The 18,033-nt window shown below is 72.5% G+C and carries 15 protein-coding genes; 8 read left to right on the top strand and 7 right to left on the bottom strand.

Translation table 11 applies throughout. The features are described 5' to 3' along the window. Nucleotides 1-599: 599 nt before the first annotated feature. From ACI78R_RS18055 to ACI78R_RS18065, 3 genes are all read left to right on the top strand, one after another. Nucleotides 600-1,151 (top strand): sugar transferase, encoded by a 552-nt coding sequence (locus tag ACI78R_RS18055; RefSeq protein WP_457041734.1) that lies wholly within the window; start codon nucleotides 600-602, stop codon nucleotides 1,149-1,151. Nucleotides 1,152-1,802: 651 nt separating this feature from the next. Then, the gene (locus ACI78R_RS18060) at nucleotides 1,803-1,958 is read left to right on the top strand and encodes a hypothetical protein (protein WP_457041735.1); all 156 of its coding nucleotides are present in this window, start codon (nucleotides 1,803-1,805) and stop codon (nucleotides 1,956-1,958) included. Nucleotides 1,959-2,519: 561 nt separating this feature from the next. Further along, nucleotides 2,520-4,034, top strand: a complete 1,515-nt coding sequence (locus ACI78R_RS18065) for a sugar transferase (RefSeq protein WP_457041736.1) — start codon at nucleotides 2,520-2,522, stop codon at nucleotides 4,032-4,034. A gap of 22 nt (nucleotides 4,035-4,056) precedes the next feature. On the opposite strand, the gene ACI78R_RS18070 is transcribed toward ACI78R_RS18065, so the two are convergent. Together ACI78R_RS18070 and ACI78R_RS18075 are read right to left on the bottom strand one after the other, a co-directional pair. Beyond that, on the bottom strand, nucleotides 4,057-5,376 hold the full coding sequence (locus tag ACI78R_RS18070; protein ID WP_457041737.1) for a UDP-glucose dehydrogenase family protein: 1,320 nt from the start codon (nucleotides 5,374-5,376) through the stop codon (nucleotides 4,057-4,059). A 132-nt stretch (nucleotides 5,377-5,508) separates the two neighbouring features. Further along, nucleotides 5,509-6,321: a hypothetical protein gene (locus ACI78R_RS18075; protein WP_457041738.1), complete on the bottom strand. Its 813-nt coding sequence runs from the start codon at nucleotides 6,319-6,321 to the stop codon at nucleotides 5,509-5,511. Between the two features lie 225 nt (nucleotides 6,322-6,546). Between ACI78R_RS18075 and ACI78R_RS18080 the strand changes: the two genes are divergently transcribed. Further along, a complete protein-coding gene (locus ACI78R_RS18080; protein ID WP_457041739.1) occupies nucleotides 6,547-7,686 on the top strand; it encodes an LCP family protein in 1,140 nt (379 codons plus the stop codon). A 7-nt stretch (nucleotides 7,687-7,693) separates the two neighbouring features. Here ACI78R_RS18080 and ACI78R_RS18085 read toward each other — a convergent pair whose 3' ends face one another. After that, nucleotides 7,694-8,344, bottom strand: a complete 651-nt coding sequence (locus ACI78R_RS18085) for an arsenate reductase/protein-tyrosine-phosphatase family protein (protein WP_457041740.1) — start codon at nucleotides 8,342-8,344, stop codon at nucleotides 7,694-7,696. Nucleotides 8,345-8,558: 214 nt separating this feature from the next. Between ACI78R_RS18085 and ACI78R_RS18090 the strand changes: the two genes are divergently transcribed. Beyond that, nucleotides 8,559-9,209 carry an arsenate reductase/protein-tyrosine-phosphatase family protein gene (locus ACI78R_RS18090; RefSeq protein WP_457041741.1) on the top strand — a complete coding sequence of 217 codons (651 nt, stop codon included), beginning with the start codon at nucleotides 8,559-8,561 and terminating at the stop codon, nucleotides 9,207-9,209. Nucleotides 9,210-9,340: 131 nt separating this feature from the next. Further along, entirely contained in the window at nucleotides 9,341-10,087 is a 747-nt protein-coding gene (locus ACI78R_RS18095; protein WP_457041742.1) for an SGNH/GDSL hydrolase family protein, read from the top strand. A gap of 556 nt (nucleotides 10,088-10,643) precedes the next feature. Here ACI78R_RS18095 and ACI78R_RS18100 read toward each other — a convergent pair. The 3 genes from ACI78R_RS18100 to ACI78R_RS18110 form a co-directional block, all read right to left on the bottom strand. After that, nucleotides 10,644-12,128 (bottom strand): polysaccharide biosynthesis tyrosine autokinase, encoded by a 1,485-nt coding sequence (locus ACI78R_RS18100; protein ID WP_457041743.1) that lies wholly within the window; start codon nucleotides 12,126-12,128, stop codon nucleotides 10,644-10,646. 90 nt (nucleotides 12,129-12,218) lie between these two features. Further along, nucleotides 12,219-13,601: a sugar transferase gene (locus tag ACI78R_RS18105; RefSeq protein WP_457041744.1), complete on the bottom strand. Its 1,383-nt coding sequence runs from the start codon at nucleotides 13,599-13,601 to the stop codon at nucleotides 12,219-12,221. Nucleotides 13,602-14,081: 480 nt separating this feature from the next. Next, the gene (locus ACI78R_RS18110) at nucleotides 14,082-14,639 is read right to left on the bottom strand and encodes a hypothetical protein (protein WP_457041745.1); all 558 of its coding nucleotides are present in this window, start codon (nucleotides 14,637-14,639) and stop codon (nucleotides 14,082-14,084) included. A gap of 97 nt (nucleotides 14,640-14,736) precedes the next feature. Here ACI78R_RS18110 and ACI78R_RS18115 point away from each other — a divergent pair, with 97 nt between their 5' ends. Then, nucleotides 14,737-15,939, top strand: a complete 1,203-nt coding sequence (locus ACI78R_RS18115) for a glycosyltransferase family 4 protein (RefSeq protein WP_457041746.1) — start codon at nucleotides 14,737-14,739, stop codon at nucleotides 15,937-15,939. A 3-nt stretch (nucleotides 15,940-15,942) separates the two neighbouring features. On the opposite strand, the gene ACI78R_RS18120 is transcribed toward ACI78R_RS18115, so the two are convergent. Beyond that, nucleotides 15,943-16,908, bottom strand: a complete 966-nt coding sequence (locus tag ACI78R_RS18120) for a GDP-L-fucose synthase family protein (protein WP_457041747.1) — start codon at nucleotides 16,906-16,908, stop codon at nucleotides 15,943-15,945. An 85-nt stretch (nucleotides 16,909-16,993) separates the two neighbouring features. Between ACI78R_RS18120 and gmd the strand changes: the two genes are divergently transcribed. Continuing rightward, nucleotides 16,994-18,007 carry a GDP-mannose 4,6-dehydratase gene (gene gmd, locus ACI78R_RS18125; protein WP_457041748.1) on the top strand — a complete coding sequence of 338 codons (1,014 nt, stop codon included), beginning with the start codon at nucleotides 16,994-16,996 and terminating at the stop codon, nucleotides 18,005-18,007. Nucleotides 18,008-18,033 lie beyond the last annotated feature (26 nt).

Below are 18,033 nucleotides of genomic sequence, written 5' to 3' on the forward strand. Positions count from 1 at the left end.
CACCTGCGGGACGGTCCCCACGGCAACGGCCGACGCGGACACCGTCGAGTCGCTCGCATCCTCGGGCTCCGGCGGGTCCCGGGCGCGCGTCGCCACCCCCGCCGCGTCGCCCGATGCGCCCCAGGTCCCGTCCCCGGCTGCGTCGGCTCCCGTCGTGGCACCGACGTCCGGTGCGCCCGCACCGCTGACGGCGCCTCCCGCTCCGGTGCCCCAGCCCGCTCCTCCCCCGCCGGCTCCGGCCCAGCTGGGATCGGCCGGCTGCGGCCCCACGGCCGCGGGATCCGACGAGCGTGCGCGCGCCGGGGACGTGGCGTCCTCGTCCCCGGCGGACGGCTGGTCCGCCGGCGATCCGACCTCCTGCCACCGCGCGCTCGTCGGTGCGATCTGCGTGGTCACCGGCCGGGCGGGCGACCCGGCGACGCGACCGGACTGACGGCCCGCGGCCGGCGCACGTCCCCGCGCGCTGACCCGACTCCCGTCCCGATCCGTTCCCGCGGCCGTCCGCCGCGCTCCCCGAGGACCACCATGCGCAACGCCCCGGGCGACGACGCTCGCCCGTCCTGCCTGCTCCTGCGCCTCCGCGACCGCCGGAGGACGTCGTGCCTCTAGACCCCCGCGGCCGGCCCCCCGCGCTGGACTCACCCGGCCCGTCCCCGCTCCTCAAGTCCGTCCTGGACCGGGTCCTCGCGCTGCTGCTGTTGGTCTGCGCCGCGCCGTGGCTGGCTCTCGCCGCCCTGGTCCTGTGGTGCGCCGACGACGGCCCGTTGCTCGACCGGGAGGCGCGGGTGGGGCTCTGGGGGCGACGCTTCCACCTGCTCCGGCTTCGTACGGTCCTGCCGCTCGGGCACCACTCGAGTCCGGTGCGCGCCCTCGTGCGCCGGACCTGTCTCGACGAGCTCCTCCAGCTGGTGAACGTGCTGCGGGGTGACATGGCCCTGGTGGGGCCGCGGGCGCTCACCCCCGCCGAGGCAGACCGTCGCCCTCCGGACATCCGGCTGCTGCTCCGGCCCGGGATGGTGGACCTGCGTCACCTGACGGACGGCCCGCTGGCGGACGAGGCCACGGTGGCGGAGCGCTACGCGCGCGACTGGTCGCCACTGCTCGACCTGCGGATCCTGGTTCGCGCGCTGGGACGGACGGTCCGCCGCTGAGTCGACGGGTGGCGGAGGTCAGTCGTCGTCGCGCTGCCGGTCAGGGCCAGTGGCGCGGTCCCCGACCCGGTACCACCACGTCTCCGTGTCCGGGTCCACGTGCACCGGGAGGTCGCCGTCCGCCTCCACCGGTCGGTCCGACTGCCGGCTCCGCCTCTGCCCCGCCCACGAGTCGTGCGGGCGGCGATCGTCTCGGGGGCCGGCGGACCGGAGCGCGCGACCGATCAGGATGGCGAGGGGGAAGGCCACGACCAACCACAGCAGCCCGAGGACCAGGCTGGTGTTCATCGGTCACCTCGGGCACACCGCGACGGCGGGAGATCTCTGGGCAGGAACGGTCCGTCTGGGACGGCGGCTGATGCTGGCGCGAACCAGGCGGTCGGGACAAGGCGGCTCCACCCCCTGCGGGAGGACGGCGGGGCGTCCTCACGCTGCCGACACGTCCCGGCGCACAGGGCGAGGGACACGGACGCGTCCCGGGAGCGGCCGACCAGGGGGACACCCGTGACGCAGGGACGTGACCCCAGGTGGTCCCGGCCGGGACGGCCGTGTGACGCTCGGGCGAGCGGCAGGTTTACGCCCTCGACGGCTGGCTATGCCTGGGAAGGGGCCGCCTGGCCCGGGGGACGGGTCGTTCAACGAGGAGTGACCGTGGTCGTCGCAGTGCTGTGCATGGCGTGGCTCGTGCTGAGCCTCCCGCTCGCCCTCGTGCTGGGATCGGCCCTCCGGCGCGCCGACGTGCTCGACCGGCGGGACGACGTCCTGCGCGACGCGGACATGGCGCTGCGCGCGCCGCAGGCGTCCTGACCCCCGACCGCGCCAGGGACTGTGACCTCCCTCCGGCGCGAGCCGAGTGGGCGCGCGACCTCTGGGACATGTGGTGCACGAGCGATGGACGGACAGACGAGTAGCAGATCGTCAGCGTGTCACCACTCAGTGCGAGGGTCATGATCGTTAGAACACGACATGTGTCCCTCGCTCTCTCCCTCTCCGCAGGCTGGCTCGGCCTGGCGCTCCTCGTGGGCCTGCCCCTCGGACGTCTCCTGCAGCACGCCGGCACGGCAGCCGACGACCCCAGGACGCCGGTGACGCCCTCGATCGCCGCCTCCCCCGTGTCGTTGACCTCCTCCACGACGGTGGTCTGACGCCGGGACTCCCGTCCCGGATGCCCCCCGGGTGCACGACCGGGGGCGCACGACGGCCGACGCCCGTCCCGGGGTCCGCCCTAGCGTGCAGGCTCTCGGCGCAATCACCCGGCACAGATCACACCGATCACCGGGTGGCGTGGTCCCAGGCCTCCGTGGCGCAATGTCCGGGACGCGCGGACGTCGTCTCTGACGTCCGCCCACGGGGGAACGGGGGCGAGGCATGTCCGCCATGGGCGCGCCCGGCTCCAGACGTCGGCCGTCCACGAGCCGCCCCGGTGGCGGCTGGCAGTTGTTCGCCTCCGATCTGCGCGGTGAGGGCACCGCTGCCCGGCGTGGATGGCGCAACCGCTACGTGCGGCGTGCGGCGGCGCTCGACGCCGCCTGTGCCGTGGTGGCCGGCATCGTCGGCTACCACCTCTGGTTCGAGGTCTTCGCGGCCGACGGTCCGCGCCCGTCGCTGTGGGCGGTCCTGGTCCTGCCGGTCTGCTGGGTGCCGGTCATGCTGGTCGCCCGCACCTACGAGGAGCGCTTCCTCTGGATCGGCGTCGAGGAGTACCGCCGGGTCCTCGGGGCGTCGGTGGCCGTCCTGGCCGTCGTCGCGACGTTGTCCTGGGGGCTGCGGCTCGAGGTGGCCCGCGGTCTGGTCGTCCTGACCCTGCCGCTGGCCACCCTGCTGACACTGACCGGGCGTGCGGCGCACCGGCACCGGCTCCTCCGGAGCCGCCGGCACGGGAGGCACCTGCAGACCGTGCTGCTCGTGGGGTCCCGGGAGAGCGTGGCGGCGCTCGACGAGCAGTTGCAGCGGTCTCCGGAGCACGGCTACCGCGTCGTCGGGTGCTGCCTGCCGGCCACCGAGCGATCCCGAGCGGCTGACGCGTTCCACGGTCTCCCCGTGCTCGGCGGCTTCGCGGACGTCGTCGAGGTGGTGACCGCCTTCGAGGTCGACACGGTCGCGGTGCTCCCCGGGCCGGAGATCCACGGCGACGCCCTCCGGCGCCTAGGTTGGCAGCTCGAGGACACCGACGCCGAGCTGCTGGTGGCGCCGTCGATCACCGACGTGACGGGGCCCCGGGTGCACATCCGGCCGGTCGCCGGACTCCCGCTGCTGCACCTGGAGCGCCCGGAGCTCACCGGCGTGCGGAGGTGGACGAAGGACGCCGTGGACCGGACGGCAGCGGGCCTGGGAGTCCTGGTCCTGCTCCCGGTCCTGGTCGCGATCGCCGTGGCGGTGCGGGTGGACAGCCGGGGGCCGGTGCTGTTCCGCCAGGAGCGGGTGGGCCGGTCGGGCGAGACGTTCACGATGCTGAAGTTCCGCAGCATGGTGCAGGACGCGCCGGCGCTGGTGGGACTCCTCGCAGCCGGGGACGAGGGCAACGGCGTGCTGTTCAAGATGCGGCGCGACCCGCGCGTCACCCGGGTCGGCAGGGTCCTGCGTCGCTACTCCCTCGACGAGCTGCCCCAGTTGCTGAACGTCCTGCGCGGTGAGATGTCCCTCGTGGGTCCCCGCCCACCACTGGCGAGGGAGGTGGAGCGGTACGGAGCCGACATGCACCGGCGCTTCCTCGTGAAGCCGGGCCTGACGGGGTTGTGGCAGATCAGCGGCCGCTCGGACCTCTCCTGGGACGACTCCGTGCGCGTCGACGTCCGCTACGTGGAGAACTGGTCCCTGGCCTTCGACCTGATGATCCTGTGGAAGACGGTGGGGGCGGTCCTCCGAGGATCGGGGGCGTACTGAGGCACCCCACCCGCCGCTGCGGTCAGCCGGCCCGGCGGCCCAGTGCCCGGTAGGCCCAGCCGGCGGCACTCCAGGCGTCCCGGTCGAGCGCGTTGCGGCCGTCGAGGACCCGCCTGCGGGCCACGACCCTGCCGAAGGCGACCGGGTCGAGCTCGCGGTACTGCCTCCACTCGGTGAGCACCAGGACGGCATCGGCTCCGGCGGCCGCCTCCTCGGGGGTGTCCGCGTAGTCGAGCTGCGGCCACAGGCGCCGGCTGTTCTCGACGGCGGCAGGGTCGGTGACCCGGACGACGGCACCCTGGAGCTGCAGCTGGGCGGCCACGTTGAGGGCGGGCGAGTCGCGGATGTCGTCGCTGTCGGGCTTGAAGGCAGCGCCGAGCACCGCCACCCTCTTGCCGAGCAGCGAGCCGTCGCACACCTCGCGGGCCAGCTCGACCATCCGGATGCGGCGCCGCATGTTGATGTTGTCCACCTCGCGCAGGAACGTCAGCGCCTGGTCGGCCCCGAGCTCGCCGGCACGCGCCATGAACGCACGGATGTCCTTGGGCAGGCAGCCTCCGCCGAAGCCGAGGCCGGCGTTGAGGAACTTGCGGCCGATCCGCTCGTCGTAGCCGATGGCGTCGGCGAGGAGCTTGACGTCGGCGCCGGTGGCCTCGCACAGCTCCGCCATGGCGTTGATGAACGAGATCTTGGTGGCCAGGAAGCTGTTGGCCGCCGTCTTGACCATCTCCGCGGTGGCGTAGTCGCTGGTCACCTTCGGCGTCCCCCGCGCCACGATCGGCGCGTACACCTCGTCGAGCAGGCGCTCGGCCACCTCGGCGTCGCCGTCGGCCGGGAGGCCGTACACCAGCCGGTCGGGGTGGAGGGTGTCCTGGACGGCGAAGCCCTCGCGGAGGAACTCGGGGTTCCACGCGAGGAGGGCTCCCGGCACCTTCTCCCCCACCAGCTCCGCCAGGCGGGCCGCCGTGCCCACCGGGACGGTGGACTTGCCGACGACGAGCTCGCCCGGCTGCAGGACCTCGAGCAGGGACTCGACGGCAGCCTCGACGTAGCGCATGTCTGCGGCGTACTCGCCCCGCTTCTGCGGGGTGCCGACACACACGAAGTGGACCTGCGCCCCGGCGGCCTCGGCGACGTCGGTGGTGAAGCGCAGGCGGCCGGTGGCCAGGGTCTGCTGCAGGAGCTCCTCGAAGCCCGGCTCGTAGAACGGCGCCCGCGCGCCGCGTAGCGCCGCGATCTTCGGCTCGTCGACGTCGACACCGACGACCTCGTGCCCGATCTCGGCCATCGCGGCCGCGTGCACGGCCCCCAGGTAGCCACAACCGATGACGGAGATCCGCACGCCGTTCCCTCCAGCACTGCCCGGCCGGGTCCAGCGCCCGGTCCCCGAGAGGTTAGGCCGCGCCTCGCAGCCGGGCACGGTCGACGCTCCTGGTGACGCGGCGGGCCTGGGCGGCCGGGGACCCGCGGGAGCTCAGTCCTGCACGGCCGGGAGATCCCGGACCGGCGTCTCGAGCGAGAGCGCGTCGTCGTCGCGGCGGAGCCTGGCTGCGGGCAGCACGAGCCCGGGGGCGACCCCGACGAGGACGGTCAGCAGGACGGCGACCGCGGCGAGTCCGCTCACCGAGGCGGCGACCGAGGCCGCCGACGTCGCCCAGACGCCGCTGCCGACGGCGGCGGCGACCGACCAGCCCCCGTGGGCGAGCGCGTACAGGGCGACGGCGGCCAGGACCCTGCGCCGGTCCCGCCGCTCCCCACGGCTGACGAGCGCGAGCAGCGCGAGCGTCCCGACGGCGACCAGGGTGCCGATCACCAGGACGCGGGACGGCGAGGTGGCGTCGGCCACGACCGCGGGGCCGCCCAGCTGGACCGCGACCGCCCCGGCCGCCACCAGCCCGACGGTGAGCCACCACGCGCGGCGGAGGCGGTTGCGGGCGGCGCCGGCGACCGCGGCCAGCGCTGCCGCGGCGAGCAGCCCGGCGGCGAAGAGGCGGGGCAGCGGGCGGGCGGCGTCGGTCGAGAGGACGTCGGCCGACGGGCCTGCCGCCCCGCCGAGGTCCGAGACGAACGCCGCCGCGTGCAGGACGATCACGACGAGCGCGAGGCCGATGCCGAGCGGGGACAGGACCGCCCGGGCGCCCGCCTGGGCCGCGGCGCTCCCCACGCCCACCGACACCCGCCGCCGGCCGGAGAGATCCGAGGGTCGGTCGGCCAACCGGATCCCCTTTCCCACGACCACGCCGAGGACGACGGCCAGCAGGATCCACAGCGCGAGTCCGGCAACCACCCAAGCCCACATGACCGTGATAACGGCCGCTGCGGCGTGACCTTGACCCGTGTCCACCCATCGAGCGGATGGCCGGGCACTGCCCGACCGGCCGTCGGCCCGATGTCCGGCACCTCCCTCGCCCCATCCGTCCCAGCTCGGGCAGGTCCACGGCGTGGCAGCCGGACCCCGGGGACCCGTCATCCAAGGTCGTAGGCTGCGTAGGACACGGGATCAGGGGACACCATGGACGACCACACCGCCCGGATCGCGGGACGGCACGCGAGCGGCGACGACGAGGCCACCATGGCGATGGGGGACTCCGGGCGCCCCTCGCGCGAGCGCAGCCGGCACTCCGCGCAGGACGGCACGCGTCCTCGCCGGCGACGCGGCGTGCGCCGGCTGCTGATGACCCTCGTGGTCCTGGGCCTGCTCGTCGCCCTCGTGGCGGGCGGCGGGCTCTGGTACCTCAGCAACCGCTACGGCGGGAACATCGACCGCGTCGGCGACGTCTTCGCCGGGCTCGACGAGGGCGCCCGCCCCGCGCCCGCCTCACCGGCGGGCACCGCGGAGGCGCCGGTCACCTTCCTGCTCATGGGGTCGGACACCCGCGCGACGGCGGAGGAGGGCGTCGCCGCCGGCGGGCGGGCGGACGCGATCATGCTCGCACGGTTCACGGGTGACCGCCGGCACGCGCAGGTCGTCTCCATCCCGCGGGACAGCTGGGTGGACATCCCCGGGCACGGGAAGAACAAGATCAATGCTGCCTACGCCTTCGGTGGGCCGACCCTGCTCATCCAGACGGTCGAGCAGCTCACCGGCGTCCGCGTCGACCACTACGCCGCCATCGACTTCGAGGGCCTCATCGAGGTGACCGACGACCTCGGCGGGGTGGACGTCGTGGTGGCCGAGACGACGAGCAACGGTCCGTACACCTTCCCCGCGGGCGTCAACCACCTGGACGGCGACCAGGCCCGCTGGTACCTCGGGCAGCGCTACGGCCTGCCGGGCGGCGACTTCGACCGCGTCCGCCGCCAGCAGCAGTACCTGAAGGCGATGTTCGGCCAGTTGTTCAGCCGGAACACCTTCAGCGACCTCGGACGACTCGACGCGGCGCTCCTCACGGTGACCGAGTCGGTGGCGGTCGACGACTCCCTGGGCAACGGCGACCTGCTCTCGCTGGCCTACTCCCTGCGCGGGGTCACGCCGGACACGGTCGACTTCTTCACCGCGCCCGTGCTGGGCACGGGCAGGGAGGGCGAGGCCAGCGTGGTCTACCTCGACACGGTGACGGGCGACCGCATGTGGGCCTACCTGCAGTCGGACAGCCTCGCCCCCAACGCCGCGGAGTTCAGCGAGCAGTCCCTGCCCGACACGCCGCGCTGAGGCCGGCTCAGGTCGTCGCGCCCGGCCGGTCGCGGACCTCGGGAGCGCGGACGACGGCGGCCATCCGGTCGAGCAGGGGCAGCAGGGCGTCGGCGATGCGTTCGCCGACCTCCTGGTGGACCTCCAACGGCCGCCCGACGGGGTCCGGGACGTCGTCGCCGGCACCCCGGCTGGTGCGCCTCCGTCGCGCCGCCAGTGCGGCCACGAGCGCCTGCAGGCGCGCCCGGGCGTCCCGACCGCCGCGGTCCCCGTCCACGGCACCCGAGGAGAGCGCCCGTTCCGCCTCGAGCACCGTGAACGTGCGGTTGAGGGCCGCAGGGGCGTGGTGCAGGACCACGTCCCGGTGTCGGTGGGTCATCACGAGCACCAGGTCCGCCGCGGCCGCGAGGGACGGCTCCAGCTGCCGGGCCCGGAAGCCGGCCGGATCGCCGCCCAGACCCGACAGCACCAGCGCGCTGTCCGGGTGCATCGCCGAGCCCACCACGGCCCGCGTCCCCGCGCTGGCGACGGTGACGTGCCGGGCGTCGGCGCCGAGCGCCTCGGAGAGGTAGGCCCGCGCGAGGCGTTCCCCCAGGGGTGAGCGGCAGATGTTCCCCGTGCAGACGAACAGCACCGAGAAGGGAGCGCCCCCGTCGCTCCGGTCCCCGTCGTCGGCCACGTCACCCCTTCCGCCGGCCGATGCCGCCCGGCTCGCAGCCGGTGCTCGCCGCACGGTACGTGGCGTGTCCCGTGGGGCCGGCGTGCAGCGTGGGACCGGCGCCTGTGCGCGGTCCGACGACTCCCCCGTCCCATCCGTGCCGAACCGTCCCACGCGTGTCCGACCCGCCGACCGGATCCGGCATCGCTGCGTTCTGCAGCCCTACGGTCACGCCATGCGACTGCTCTTCGTGTGCACCGGCAACATCTGCCGATCCCCGCTCGCCGAGCGGCTCGCGATCAGTTGGGCGGAACAGTCCCTGGGCGCGGGTGCTGCAAATGTGCACATCCGCAGCGCCGGCACGGACGGCGTCGATGGCAAGTCCATGGACAAGCGGAGCGCGGCGGCCCTGGTCTCCCTGGGTGGCGACGCGACGGGCTTCACCGCCCGGACGCTCCTGCCCCGGATGGCCGAGGAGGCGGATCTCGTCCTGACGATGACCCGGCGTCACCGCCGGCTCGTCCTGGCCGAGTCGCCCCGGGCGATGCGCCACACGTTCACGCTGCCCGAGGCGGCGGACCTCCTGCGCACGGCCGACCTCCGCGGGGTGGCGGACCTGCCCCTCCGCCAGCGCGCGCGAGAGCTCGCGGCCCGCCTCAACGTGGGCCGCGCCCACCGGCGGGGGCACGAGTCCGACGACGTCTTCGACCCGATCGGCGGCTCGTCCTCGGTGCACGAGTACGTCGCGGCACGGATCGCCCGCAAGCTCCGGCCCCTGGCGGACGTGCTGTTCGTCGACGACCGCTCGAGCGACACGTGGGTGCCCACCCCCGCCCTGTACCAGCGTCCGCCCGTGCGCGAGCTGGTCACGCCGCGCTCGCACTGAGCCGAGGACCGGCGGCCAGGTCACAGGACGGCCGCGACCGCGGTTGCCGTCCGTGTCCGGACGGTGACCGCGGTTAGAGTCGCGGTGTGCTGGGCCTGGAGCGCCCCCCGCGGTGGGGCATCGTGACCCTGGTGGCGTTGGTCGTCCTCAACGGCGCCCTGTTCACCTACCTCGCGCTGCGGCCGGCCCCGGTCGACCCGTTGGCGGGACGCACCCCGTCGCCGGCGGCCCAGACCTCCGACGTCGCGACGCCCCCGACCAGCGCGTCACCGGCGGCGGCGACCAGCGCACCGTCCGCGCCGCCGGTCCTCGCCGTCTACGGCGACGGCTACTCCGCAGGGTCCGCCCTGGGCGGGCAGGGTGCCACCGGCTGGCCTGCACTGGTGGCCGCCGGCACGGGAGCCGAGCTGCGGTTGACCGCCGCGGCGCGCGCCGGGTACGCCGCCGTGGGCGCCACCGGTCAGGACTTCGCGGGCCTGGTCACCTCCGCCCCCGTCCCCGACGCCACGGTGACCGTGGTCTTCGGCAGTCGCAACGACTACGGCCAGCCCCTGGCGACGGTGTCCGCGGGCGCCGCGGCCACCCTGCAGACCCTCCGCCAGGCGGCGCCGGAGACCGAGCTCGTCGTCGTCGGTCCCGCCTGGAGCGACGCCGACGTCCCGGCCGAGCTTCTGGAGGTGCGGAACGCGGTCGAGGAGGCCGCCGGTGCCGTGGACGCCACCTTCGTGGACCCGCTGGAGGCCGGCTGGTTCAGCGAGCCGGCCGGGCTCATCGCTCCGGACGGCGTCTCCCCCACCGACGCCGGCCACGCGTTCATCGCGTCCTCGCTGACGCCGGTCCTCACGCAGGCCCTGAGCGCCTCCACGACGTCGAACTGAGGCTCTCGAGGACCCTTGAGGCCTCGCACGGGGTGTCGACTCCGGGGGCTGGTTGCCGGTCCCCCGTCGGGTCGCGCTCGCCATGGCCGGCGGAGCGGTGGGTGCAACGTCGTCGCCGCGTCGCGGGTCGCCTGATCGCAGGTCCACCGAGCGTGCCGCTTCGCAGCCGGCGCCGGTCCCCACGCCGGTGCTGACCCCTCCCCTACGTGCGACTGAGCGGGCTCCTGCGGCACTCCCATGTCCGCGGGGACTCGTGTCCGCGGAGCCGGTGAGCCGATCGACGGCCACGTGCGCCTTGCGGACGCACGTCCCCCGGTGTCGGTCAGCCCCGCGCCACCGCCGGAGAGCCGCGCCGGGGCGGTAGGCGGTCGCTGAACCGTCGGTCACCGCCCTGGTGGACCCACCGCCCGTCAGCGTCGGCAGGTGAACACCGTCGGTCGCTCACGGGCGGGCGCCGCCGCGGCTGAGGTGCCCGACAGCTCGACCACCACCGCTGGATGCACGAGGCCCCGGACCCGATCGGGTCCGGGGCCTCGTGCGGCTCGTCGGCGGGTCGTCAGCGCCCGGAGACGCGCGGCTTCTCCTCGTCCCGCACGGGCGGGAGGGGGCTGGTGTGCTCGGTGAGCACCCGGCGGCCGTGCTTGTTGGTGGGCAGGGCATCGGACTGGTCGGCCTGCGGGTCCGGGGACGCGTCGTAGGCGTAGCTGTACCCGTACCCGTAGCCCTCGGCGGCGCGCGGCGGGATCCGGTTGAGCACCACGCCGAGGAGCTTCGCGTCGATGCGATGCAGGTTGCCCGCTGCCTGCTCGAGCTGCGCCCGGGTGGTCACGCCGTGGCGGGCGATGATGATGGCGCCGTCCGCCGCCACGGACAGCACGGCGCCGTCGGTCACGGGGAGGAGCGGCGGCGCGTCGATGATGACGTAGTCGCAGCTCTCCCGGGCCTCGGCCAGCAGAGCACGCATCTGCCGGGAGCCCAGCATCTCGCTGGGGTTGGGCGGCATGGGGCCGGCGGCGAGCACGGTGAGGTTGCCGTCGCCGTAGGGCTGGGTCAGCTCGTCGAGCCGCGCGGTGCCCGCGAGGACGTTGGACAGGCCGGCACCGCTGATCATGCCGAGGTAGCGGGTCACCCGGGGACGACGGAGGTCTGCCTCGATGAGCATCACCCGGGCACCCGACTGGGCGAGCACCACCGCCAGGTTGACGGCCACGGTGGTCTTGCCCTCGCCGGGCAGCGAGCTGGTGATGACCAGCGTCCGGGCCGGGTGGTCCACGTCGAGGAACTGGAGGTTGGTGCGGATCTGCCGGTAGGCCTCGGCCGTCTCGGAGTAGCCGTCCTCGTCGTTGACCACGTGCTGCTCGTGCAGTGCCGGGTCCTCGACGAGGGCGCCCACCACTCCGACACCGGCGATCTGGGACACAGCCTCCGGGGTCTTCACGGTGGTGTCCATGCGCTCGCGCAGGACGGCCGCGCCGGCGCCCAGGAGGAGTCCGGCCAGGGCGCCCAGCCCGAGGTTGCGCACCGGCTGCGGTGTGGTCGGACTGTCGGCGACCTTCGGGGTCTCCGTGACGGTCACCTTCACCGTCGACGCCGTCGCCCCCTCCGGGGTCTCCAGCTCCGTCACGTAGGCCGTGAACTGCTGGCCCAGCGCGGCGGCGATGTCCCGCGCCTCCGTGGCGGAGGTGCGGGACACGCTGACGTCGAGCAGCACGGTGTCGGGGATGGCGCTGGCCGTGACGTCCGCCGCCAGGTCGCCGGGCGTCTCGGAGAGGTCCAGCTGGTCGGCGACCCGCCCGGCCAGCTCCTCACCGGTGAGGAGCTGTACGTAGGAGGTGACCCGCTGCTGGGAGAACAGGTTCCCCTGGTACGCGGTGGACGTGTCGTCCGTGCCGGTCGTGGAGACGAACAGCTGGGTGGCGGACGTGTACACCGGCGTGGTCTGCCAGGTGACCACGCCGGCCACGGCAAGTCCGGTGAGCAGGCCGACGGCGAGCAGCCACCACCCGTTGCGGAGCGCCTGGACGACGTCCTTCAGTTCCATGGACCGGCCTCACAATCGGGGTGGAGCTGGGCACCGCGCCGTCCGTGGCCGTACCGGGTATGCGTGAGAGCCGAGGATATCGGCTGCACCTCAGTACGCCCCGGAACCGCCACGCACGGCACCGATCGTCTTCCACAGGATGAACAGGTCGAGCCAGAACGACCAGTTCTCCACGTAACGGACGTCCATGCGCACCGAGTCGTCCCAGCTGAGGTCGGACCGGCCGCTGATCTGCCACAGGCCGGTCATGCCCGGCTTGACCAGGAAGCGGCGCTGCATGTCGAAGCCGTACCGCTCCGTCTCGTGCGGCAGTGGCGGCCGCGGCCCCACGAGCGACATCTGCCCGAGCAGCACGTTGAACAGCTGCGGCAACTCGTCGAGCGAGTAGCGCCGCAGCACGCGTCCCACGCCGGTGACCCGCGGGTCGTTGCGCATCTTGAACAGCACGCCATTGCCCTCGTTGGCCGCAAGGAGCGCGGCCAGGCGCTGGTCGGCGTCGACCACCATCGAGCGGAACTTGTACATCGGGAACTCGCTCCCGTCGCGCCCCACCCGGTACTGCTTGTAGAGCACCGGACCGCGGCTGGTCAGCCTGACGGCGAGCGCGATCGCGAGCAGGACGGGCGCCAGGAGCGCAACTCCGAACGCAGCGGCGGCGACGTCGAAGGTCGTCTTGGCAGCGCGCCGGGCTCCGCTCAGCTCCGGCCGCTCGACGTGCAGCAACGGGAGGCCGGCCAGGGGCCGGATGGCGACGCGCGGGCCGGCGACCTCGGTGACGGCGGGCGCGAGGAGGAGGTCGGCATGCGTCTGCTCGAGGTCCCAGCCCAGGCGTCGCAGCGCCGGCCCTTCGAGCTCCGGGCTGGGGAGGACGGCGACTACGTCGACCTCGTGGGCGCGGACGACGTCGAGGACCTCGTCGAGGGACCCCAGGATGGGGAGCCCGTCGTCCGTGGTGGCTGACTGCTCGGGTCGGGCCGGGACACAGCAGCCGATGACGTCGAGCCCCTGGTAGCGCGTCGCGTCGATCTGCCGGCGCAGTGCGGCGACGCCGCTGCGGTGTCCGACCACCAACGTGGTCTCGAAGTAGCGCCCTCGCCCGCGCTGACGGTGCAGCACCTGGCGCCGCGCATACCGCTGCACGAGCGTGAGGAGGCCAGCCAGAGGTAGCGCCACCACGACGAACCCACGGGCGATGTCCCATTTGAGCGCCCAACTGGTGGTGGCGAAGGCGGCGAGGACGCCGACCCCCGCCGACAGCACCCGCCGGAACTCCTCAGCCCCCACCCACAGGAACCGGTGCTCGTAGGTCCTCGCGGTGTACATCGCGACGACCCAGACAAACGGGAGCCCTGCGACGACGGGGATGGCCTCGAGTGAGCCACGGGACAGCGGCTCGTCTCCGAAACGGACGAGGAGGCCAGCGACGCCAGCGAGGAGGGCGCACAACGCGTCGCCGAGCACGATGGACCTCACATACCGGCTTCGCCACCTCCGCCGTGCAAGCGTCCCCTCGCCACGCAGCTTTCGAGACCACGCCGACGCCGGTGACGCGCCGAAGGCGCCTGCGACGTCGCCATCCGTTCCTGTGGTGAGCGCCATCGCCCGCTCCCCGCTGTCCGCTCCTGCACACGACGCAAGCTCCCAGGCGCCGTCGCTCCGTCCGTCCGGGATGACATCAGCAGGGTCTCGCGGAAACGGTACCGATGCATCTCGGATTGCAGAATGTGACATGCATCCCCCGTGAGAGTCACACCCCATCGGTGCAGAGGCGCGGCGCGTACTGCCAGTTACACGGATTGTTACCCGCCGAGCTCGGACGGTAGCCGCCGCATGGCATGGGCGAGCAGTGCCAATCTCGACGAGATGTCGACACGTCGATTGGCATGGTCAACGTCGACGCGTTGGCCTTCGACGACCGCGGGCTGGGTGCACATCGGTGCAGGGCCCCCGGACTCAGTTGCGGAAGCGGGGAGAGAGGACCGTTCCGGCTTGTTGCCCGAAGACAACCGCCTCGGGAACCGCACCACTGACGACAGTCCCGGGCGTGACGACGGCTGATCGCCCGATGTGAGCGCCCCCCAGGACGACACACCGTGCGGTCACCCACGCGCCGTCCTCGATGACGACGGGCCGCGTGATGAGCGCCATGTCCCGTCGATGCGCGTGCGACCCCGTGGTAATGAAGGTTCCCTGGGACACCACGACATCGGAGCCGATCGTCAGGTCGTCCTGGTTGTGCAGCCACACGTCCTCGCCTATCCAGCTGCGATCACCGATGACCAACTTCCAGGGGAAGCGGACACGCAGTCGCGGGCGGAGCAGGACTCCCGTCCCGATGCGCGCGCCGAAGCCCACCAGTGCGGCGCGTCGTAGCCGGGAGCTGATCTGCCAGGGGTTGCTCACGACCGCCAACTCCACGAGCCCCCATAGGTACACCTTCCAGGCGGGGGCGTCCCAGCTCTCCCCCGCGCCCGGGGCCTTCGACAGGTCGATCACCTTGGGTCGCGGCACCGGGAGAGGATACGGCGGAGCGCCGGCCACGACGGCGGGCGGACGACTGGGGGCACGGGTGACCACGGGGACCACGAGGGACGGACGCACGTTGCGGGTGGCGGTCGTCGGGCTCAACTACGCACCCGAGACCACGGGCATCGCCCCGTACACGACCGGCCTCGCCCGTCATCTCGCCCAGGAGGGACACGAGGTCACCGTCCTCACAGGCCACCCGCACTACCCGGAGTGGCGCCTCCACCCGGGATACGAGACCCCGCGTGCTTCGTCCACGGACCACGGCGTACGGCTCGTCCGTGTTCGCCACCCGGTACCGGGCAACCCCGGTGGCGCCTCACGGGTGCTCATGGAGCTCGTGTTCGCCCTCCGCGCGGGCGCCCGGCTGCTGCGCGAGAGACCGGACGTCGTCCTCGTCGTCAGCCCGGCGCTGCTCTCCATCGCGCCGGCCCTGTTGCTGCGCTCGGTGCGGCATTTCCGCGTGGGTGTGGTGGTGCAGGACCTGTACGGAGCGGCCCTCTCCGAGACCGGTCTCGGCGGTGGGCTCGTCGCCCGGGTCACGGCCCGCTTGGAGCGTCTCCTGCTGAGGAGGGCTGACGGCGTCGCAGTCATCCACGACGTGTTCCGGCAACGCCTCCTTGCGGACGGGGTCGTCGACGCGCGGGTGGTCGTCATCCCCAACTGGTCACACGTGACGATGCCCGGGGCGCAGGACCGCGTAGAGCGACGCCGCCAGCTGGGCTGGGAGCCGGACGACTTCATCGCTCTCCACTCCGGCAACATGGGCGCCAAGCAGGGGCTGGAGGGGCTGGTGGAAGTCGGGCGGCTCGCCGGGGAACGCGGGAGCGCCGTGCGGGTGGTCCTCATGGGGAACGGCAGCCGACGAGACCACCTCGCCAGGCAGGCCGAGGGCCTGGCCCAGGTGACACTGCTCGACTCGCTGCCCGAGGGGGAGTTCGAGTCCACGCTGTCCGCCGCCGATTGCCTCCTGCTGCACGAGAAGCCCGGGGTCGTCGAGATGTCCGTGCCGAGCAAGCTGACGACCTACTTCACCGCAGGTCGCCCGGTCGTGGCAGCGACGGACGAGCGCAGCGGAGCGGCCGCGCTGGTCGCCGCATCGGAGGCCGGGATCCGAGTCCCCGCTGGGGACGCCGCCACGATCCTCGATGCCATCGAGGAGGTGGCCGCCGATCCGGCCGCCGCCGAAGAGATGTCGGCGAACGGACAGGCCTACGCGGCCGAGCACCTGACCGGCGCTGCTTCCCTCGCGGGCTATGGCGCCTGGGTTCGCCGCCTGGTGTAGCGGTCAGGCTCGCTGCAGGGCCCCTGCAGCGACCTGCTCCCGATACCAGCGGTAGGTCTCGACCAGCCCCTCGCGCAGGGGGATCCGCGGCTCCCATCCGAGTCCTCTGATCTTGCTGACGTCTAGCAGCTTCCGGGGCGTGCCGTCCGGCTTCGTCGTGTCGAACACCAGGTCCCCCTGGAAGCCCACGACCTCCGCCACCATCTCCGCGATCTCGCGGATCGAGAGGTCCTCGCCCACCCCGATGTTGACCGGCTCCGGCTCGTCGTAGTGCTCGAGGAGGTGCACGCAGGCCCGCGCCAGGTCGTCGACGTGCAGGAACTCCCGTCTCGGCGTCCCGGTCCCCCAGACCGTGACCGACGGCGCGCTGGCGCGCGCGGCCTCGTCGAGACGACGAATAAGCGCCGGCAGCACGTGGGAGCCGGTCGGGTGGAAGTTGTCGCCGGGCCCGTACAAGTTCGTCGGCATTGCGGAGATGTAGTGCACGCCGTGCTGGCGACGCAGCGCCTGGACGTGGAGGACCCCGGCGATCTTGGCGATGGCGTAGGCGTCGTTCGTGGGCTCCAGCGGGCCGGTGAGCAGGGAGTCCTCACGGATGGGCTGCGACGCGAACTTGGGGTAGATGCAACTCGAGCCCAGGAAGAGCAGCTTGGCGGCGCCGTGCCGAGCGGCCGCGTCGAGGACATTGACCTGGATGCGCAGGTTGTCGGAGAGGAAGTCCGCCGGATAGGTGCTGTTGGCGAGGATGCCGCCGACCTTGGCAGCTGCAACGATCACCGTTGCAGGTCGTTCGGCGGAGAAGAACGCTTCCACCGCTCCCGCGTCGCGCAGGTCGAGCTCCGACGAGGAGCGCGTCACGAGGTTCGAGAACCCGAGCTCGCGGAGGTGACGCACGATGGCGCCGCCCACGAGACCTCGATGGCCCGCGACGTAGGTAGGTGCCTCACGGTCGAGGATCGGCAGCGTCATGGTCGGCACCCCTTCGGTCAGTCGGCCATCTAGGCTACGAGAAACGGCTCGGATCGGTCCGGGCGGACGACGAACGGGGCAACGGGTGGCCAAGTCGGCACTCATCACGGGCATCACCGGCCAAGACGGCTCGTACCTGGCGGAGTTGCTCCTGAGCAAGGGGTACGAGGTCCACGGCATCGTTCGGCGCTCATCCTCCTTCAACACGGAGCGCCTCGACGACATCTACGAGGACCCCCACGTGGCCAACCGCCACCTGTTCCTGCACTTCGGTGACCTCAATGACGGTGTCACCCTGATCAACCTGCTCCGGGAGGTCAACCCCGACGAGGTCTACAACCTCGGAGCTCAGTCCCACGTCCGGGTCTCGTTCGACCAGCCGGTCTTCACCGGCGACGTCACGGGCCTAGCCGCGATGCGCCTCCTGGAAGCCGTTCGTGCCGCCCGCGTGCGTACCAAGATCTACCAGGCATCATCGTCGGAGATGTTTGGCGCCACGCCGCCGCCGCAGAACGAGCACACTCCGTTTTATCCGCGGAGTCCCTACGGCGCGGCAAAGGTCTACGCATACTGGGTCACGCGCAATTACCGTGAGGCGTACGACCTCTTCGCTGTTAACGGGATCTTGTTCAACCATGAGTCTCCTCGCCGCGGTGCGACGTTCGTCACCCGCAAGGTGACGAGAGCGGTCGCGCGCATTGCGGCTGGCCTGCAGGACAAGCTCTACATGGGCAACCTCGACGCAGTCCGCGATTGGGGCTACGCCCCCGAATACGTGGAGGGTATGTGGCGCATGCTGCAGGCCCCCGAGCCAGACGACTACGTCCTCGCCACGACAACCGCCTATTCCGTTCGAGACTTCGTCCGGATGGCTTTTGAGCACGTGGGGCTCGACTGGGAACAATACGTCGAGCATGACTCCCGATATGAAAGACCAACCGAGGTCGATGCGCTGATCGGCGATTACACGAAGGCCAAGACCAAACTTGGATGGGAACCCAAGGTGCTCACCCCCGAACTCGCCAAGATTATGGTCGACGCGGACATCAAACAACTGGAAGACGCTCGTAGCGGGCGCAGCGTGCGCATCGATCGCTGACCAACTCAGTGGTCCGGGAACCCCAC

The sequence above is a fragment of the Geodermatophilus sp. SYSU D01106 genome (genome assembly GCF_054049995.1).

Excerpts from the sequence above, each read along its gene's own strand:
- ACI78R_RS18100 (WP_457041743.1), bottom strand. The coding sequence starts at position 12,128 with ATGGAACTGAAGGACGTCGTCCAGGCGCTCCGCAACGGGTGGTGGCTG.
- ACI78R_RS18080 (WP_457041739.1), top strand. The coding sequence starts at position 6,547 with ATGGACGACCACACCGCCCGGATCGCGGGACGGCACGCGAGCGGCGAC.
- ACI78R_RS18065 (WP_457041736.1), top strand. The coding sequence starts at position 2,520 with ATGTCCGCCATGGGCGCGCCCGGCTCCAGACGTCGGCCGTCCACGAGC.
- ACI78R_RS18120 (WP_457041747.1), bottom strand. The coding sequence starts at position 16,908 with ATGACGCTGCCGATCCTCGACCGTGAGGCACCTACCTACGTCGCGGGC.
- ACI78R_RS18090 (WP_457041741.1), top strand. The coding sequence starts at position 8,559 with ATGCGACTGCTCTTCGTGTGCACCGGCAACATCTGCCGATCCCCGCTC.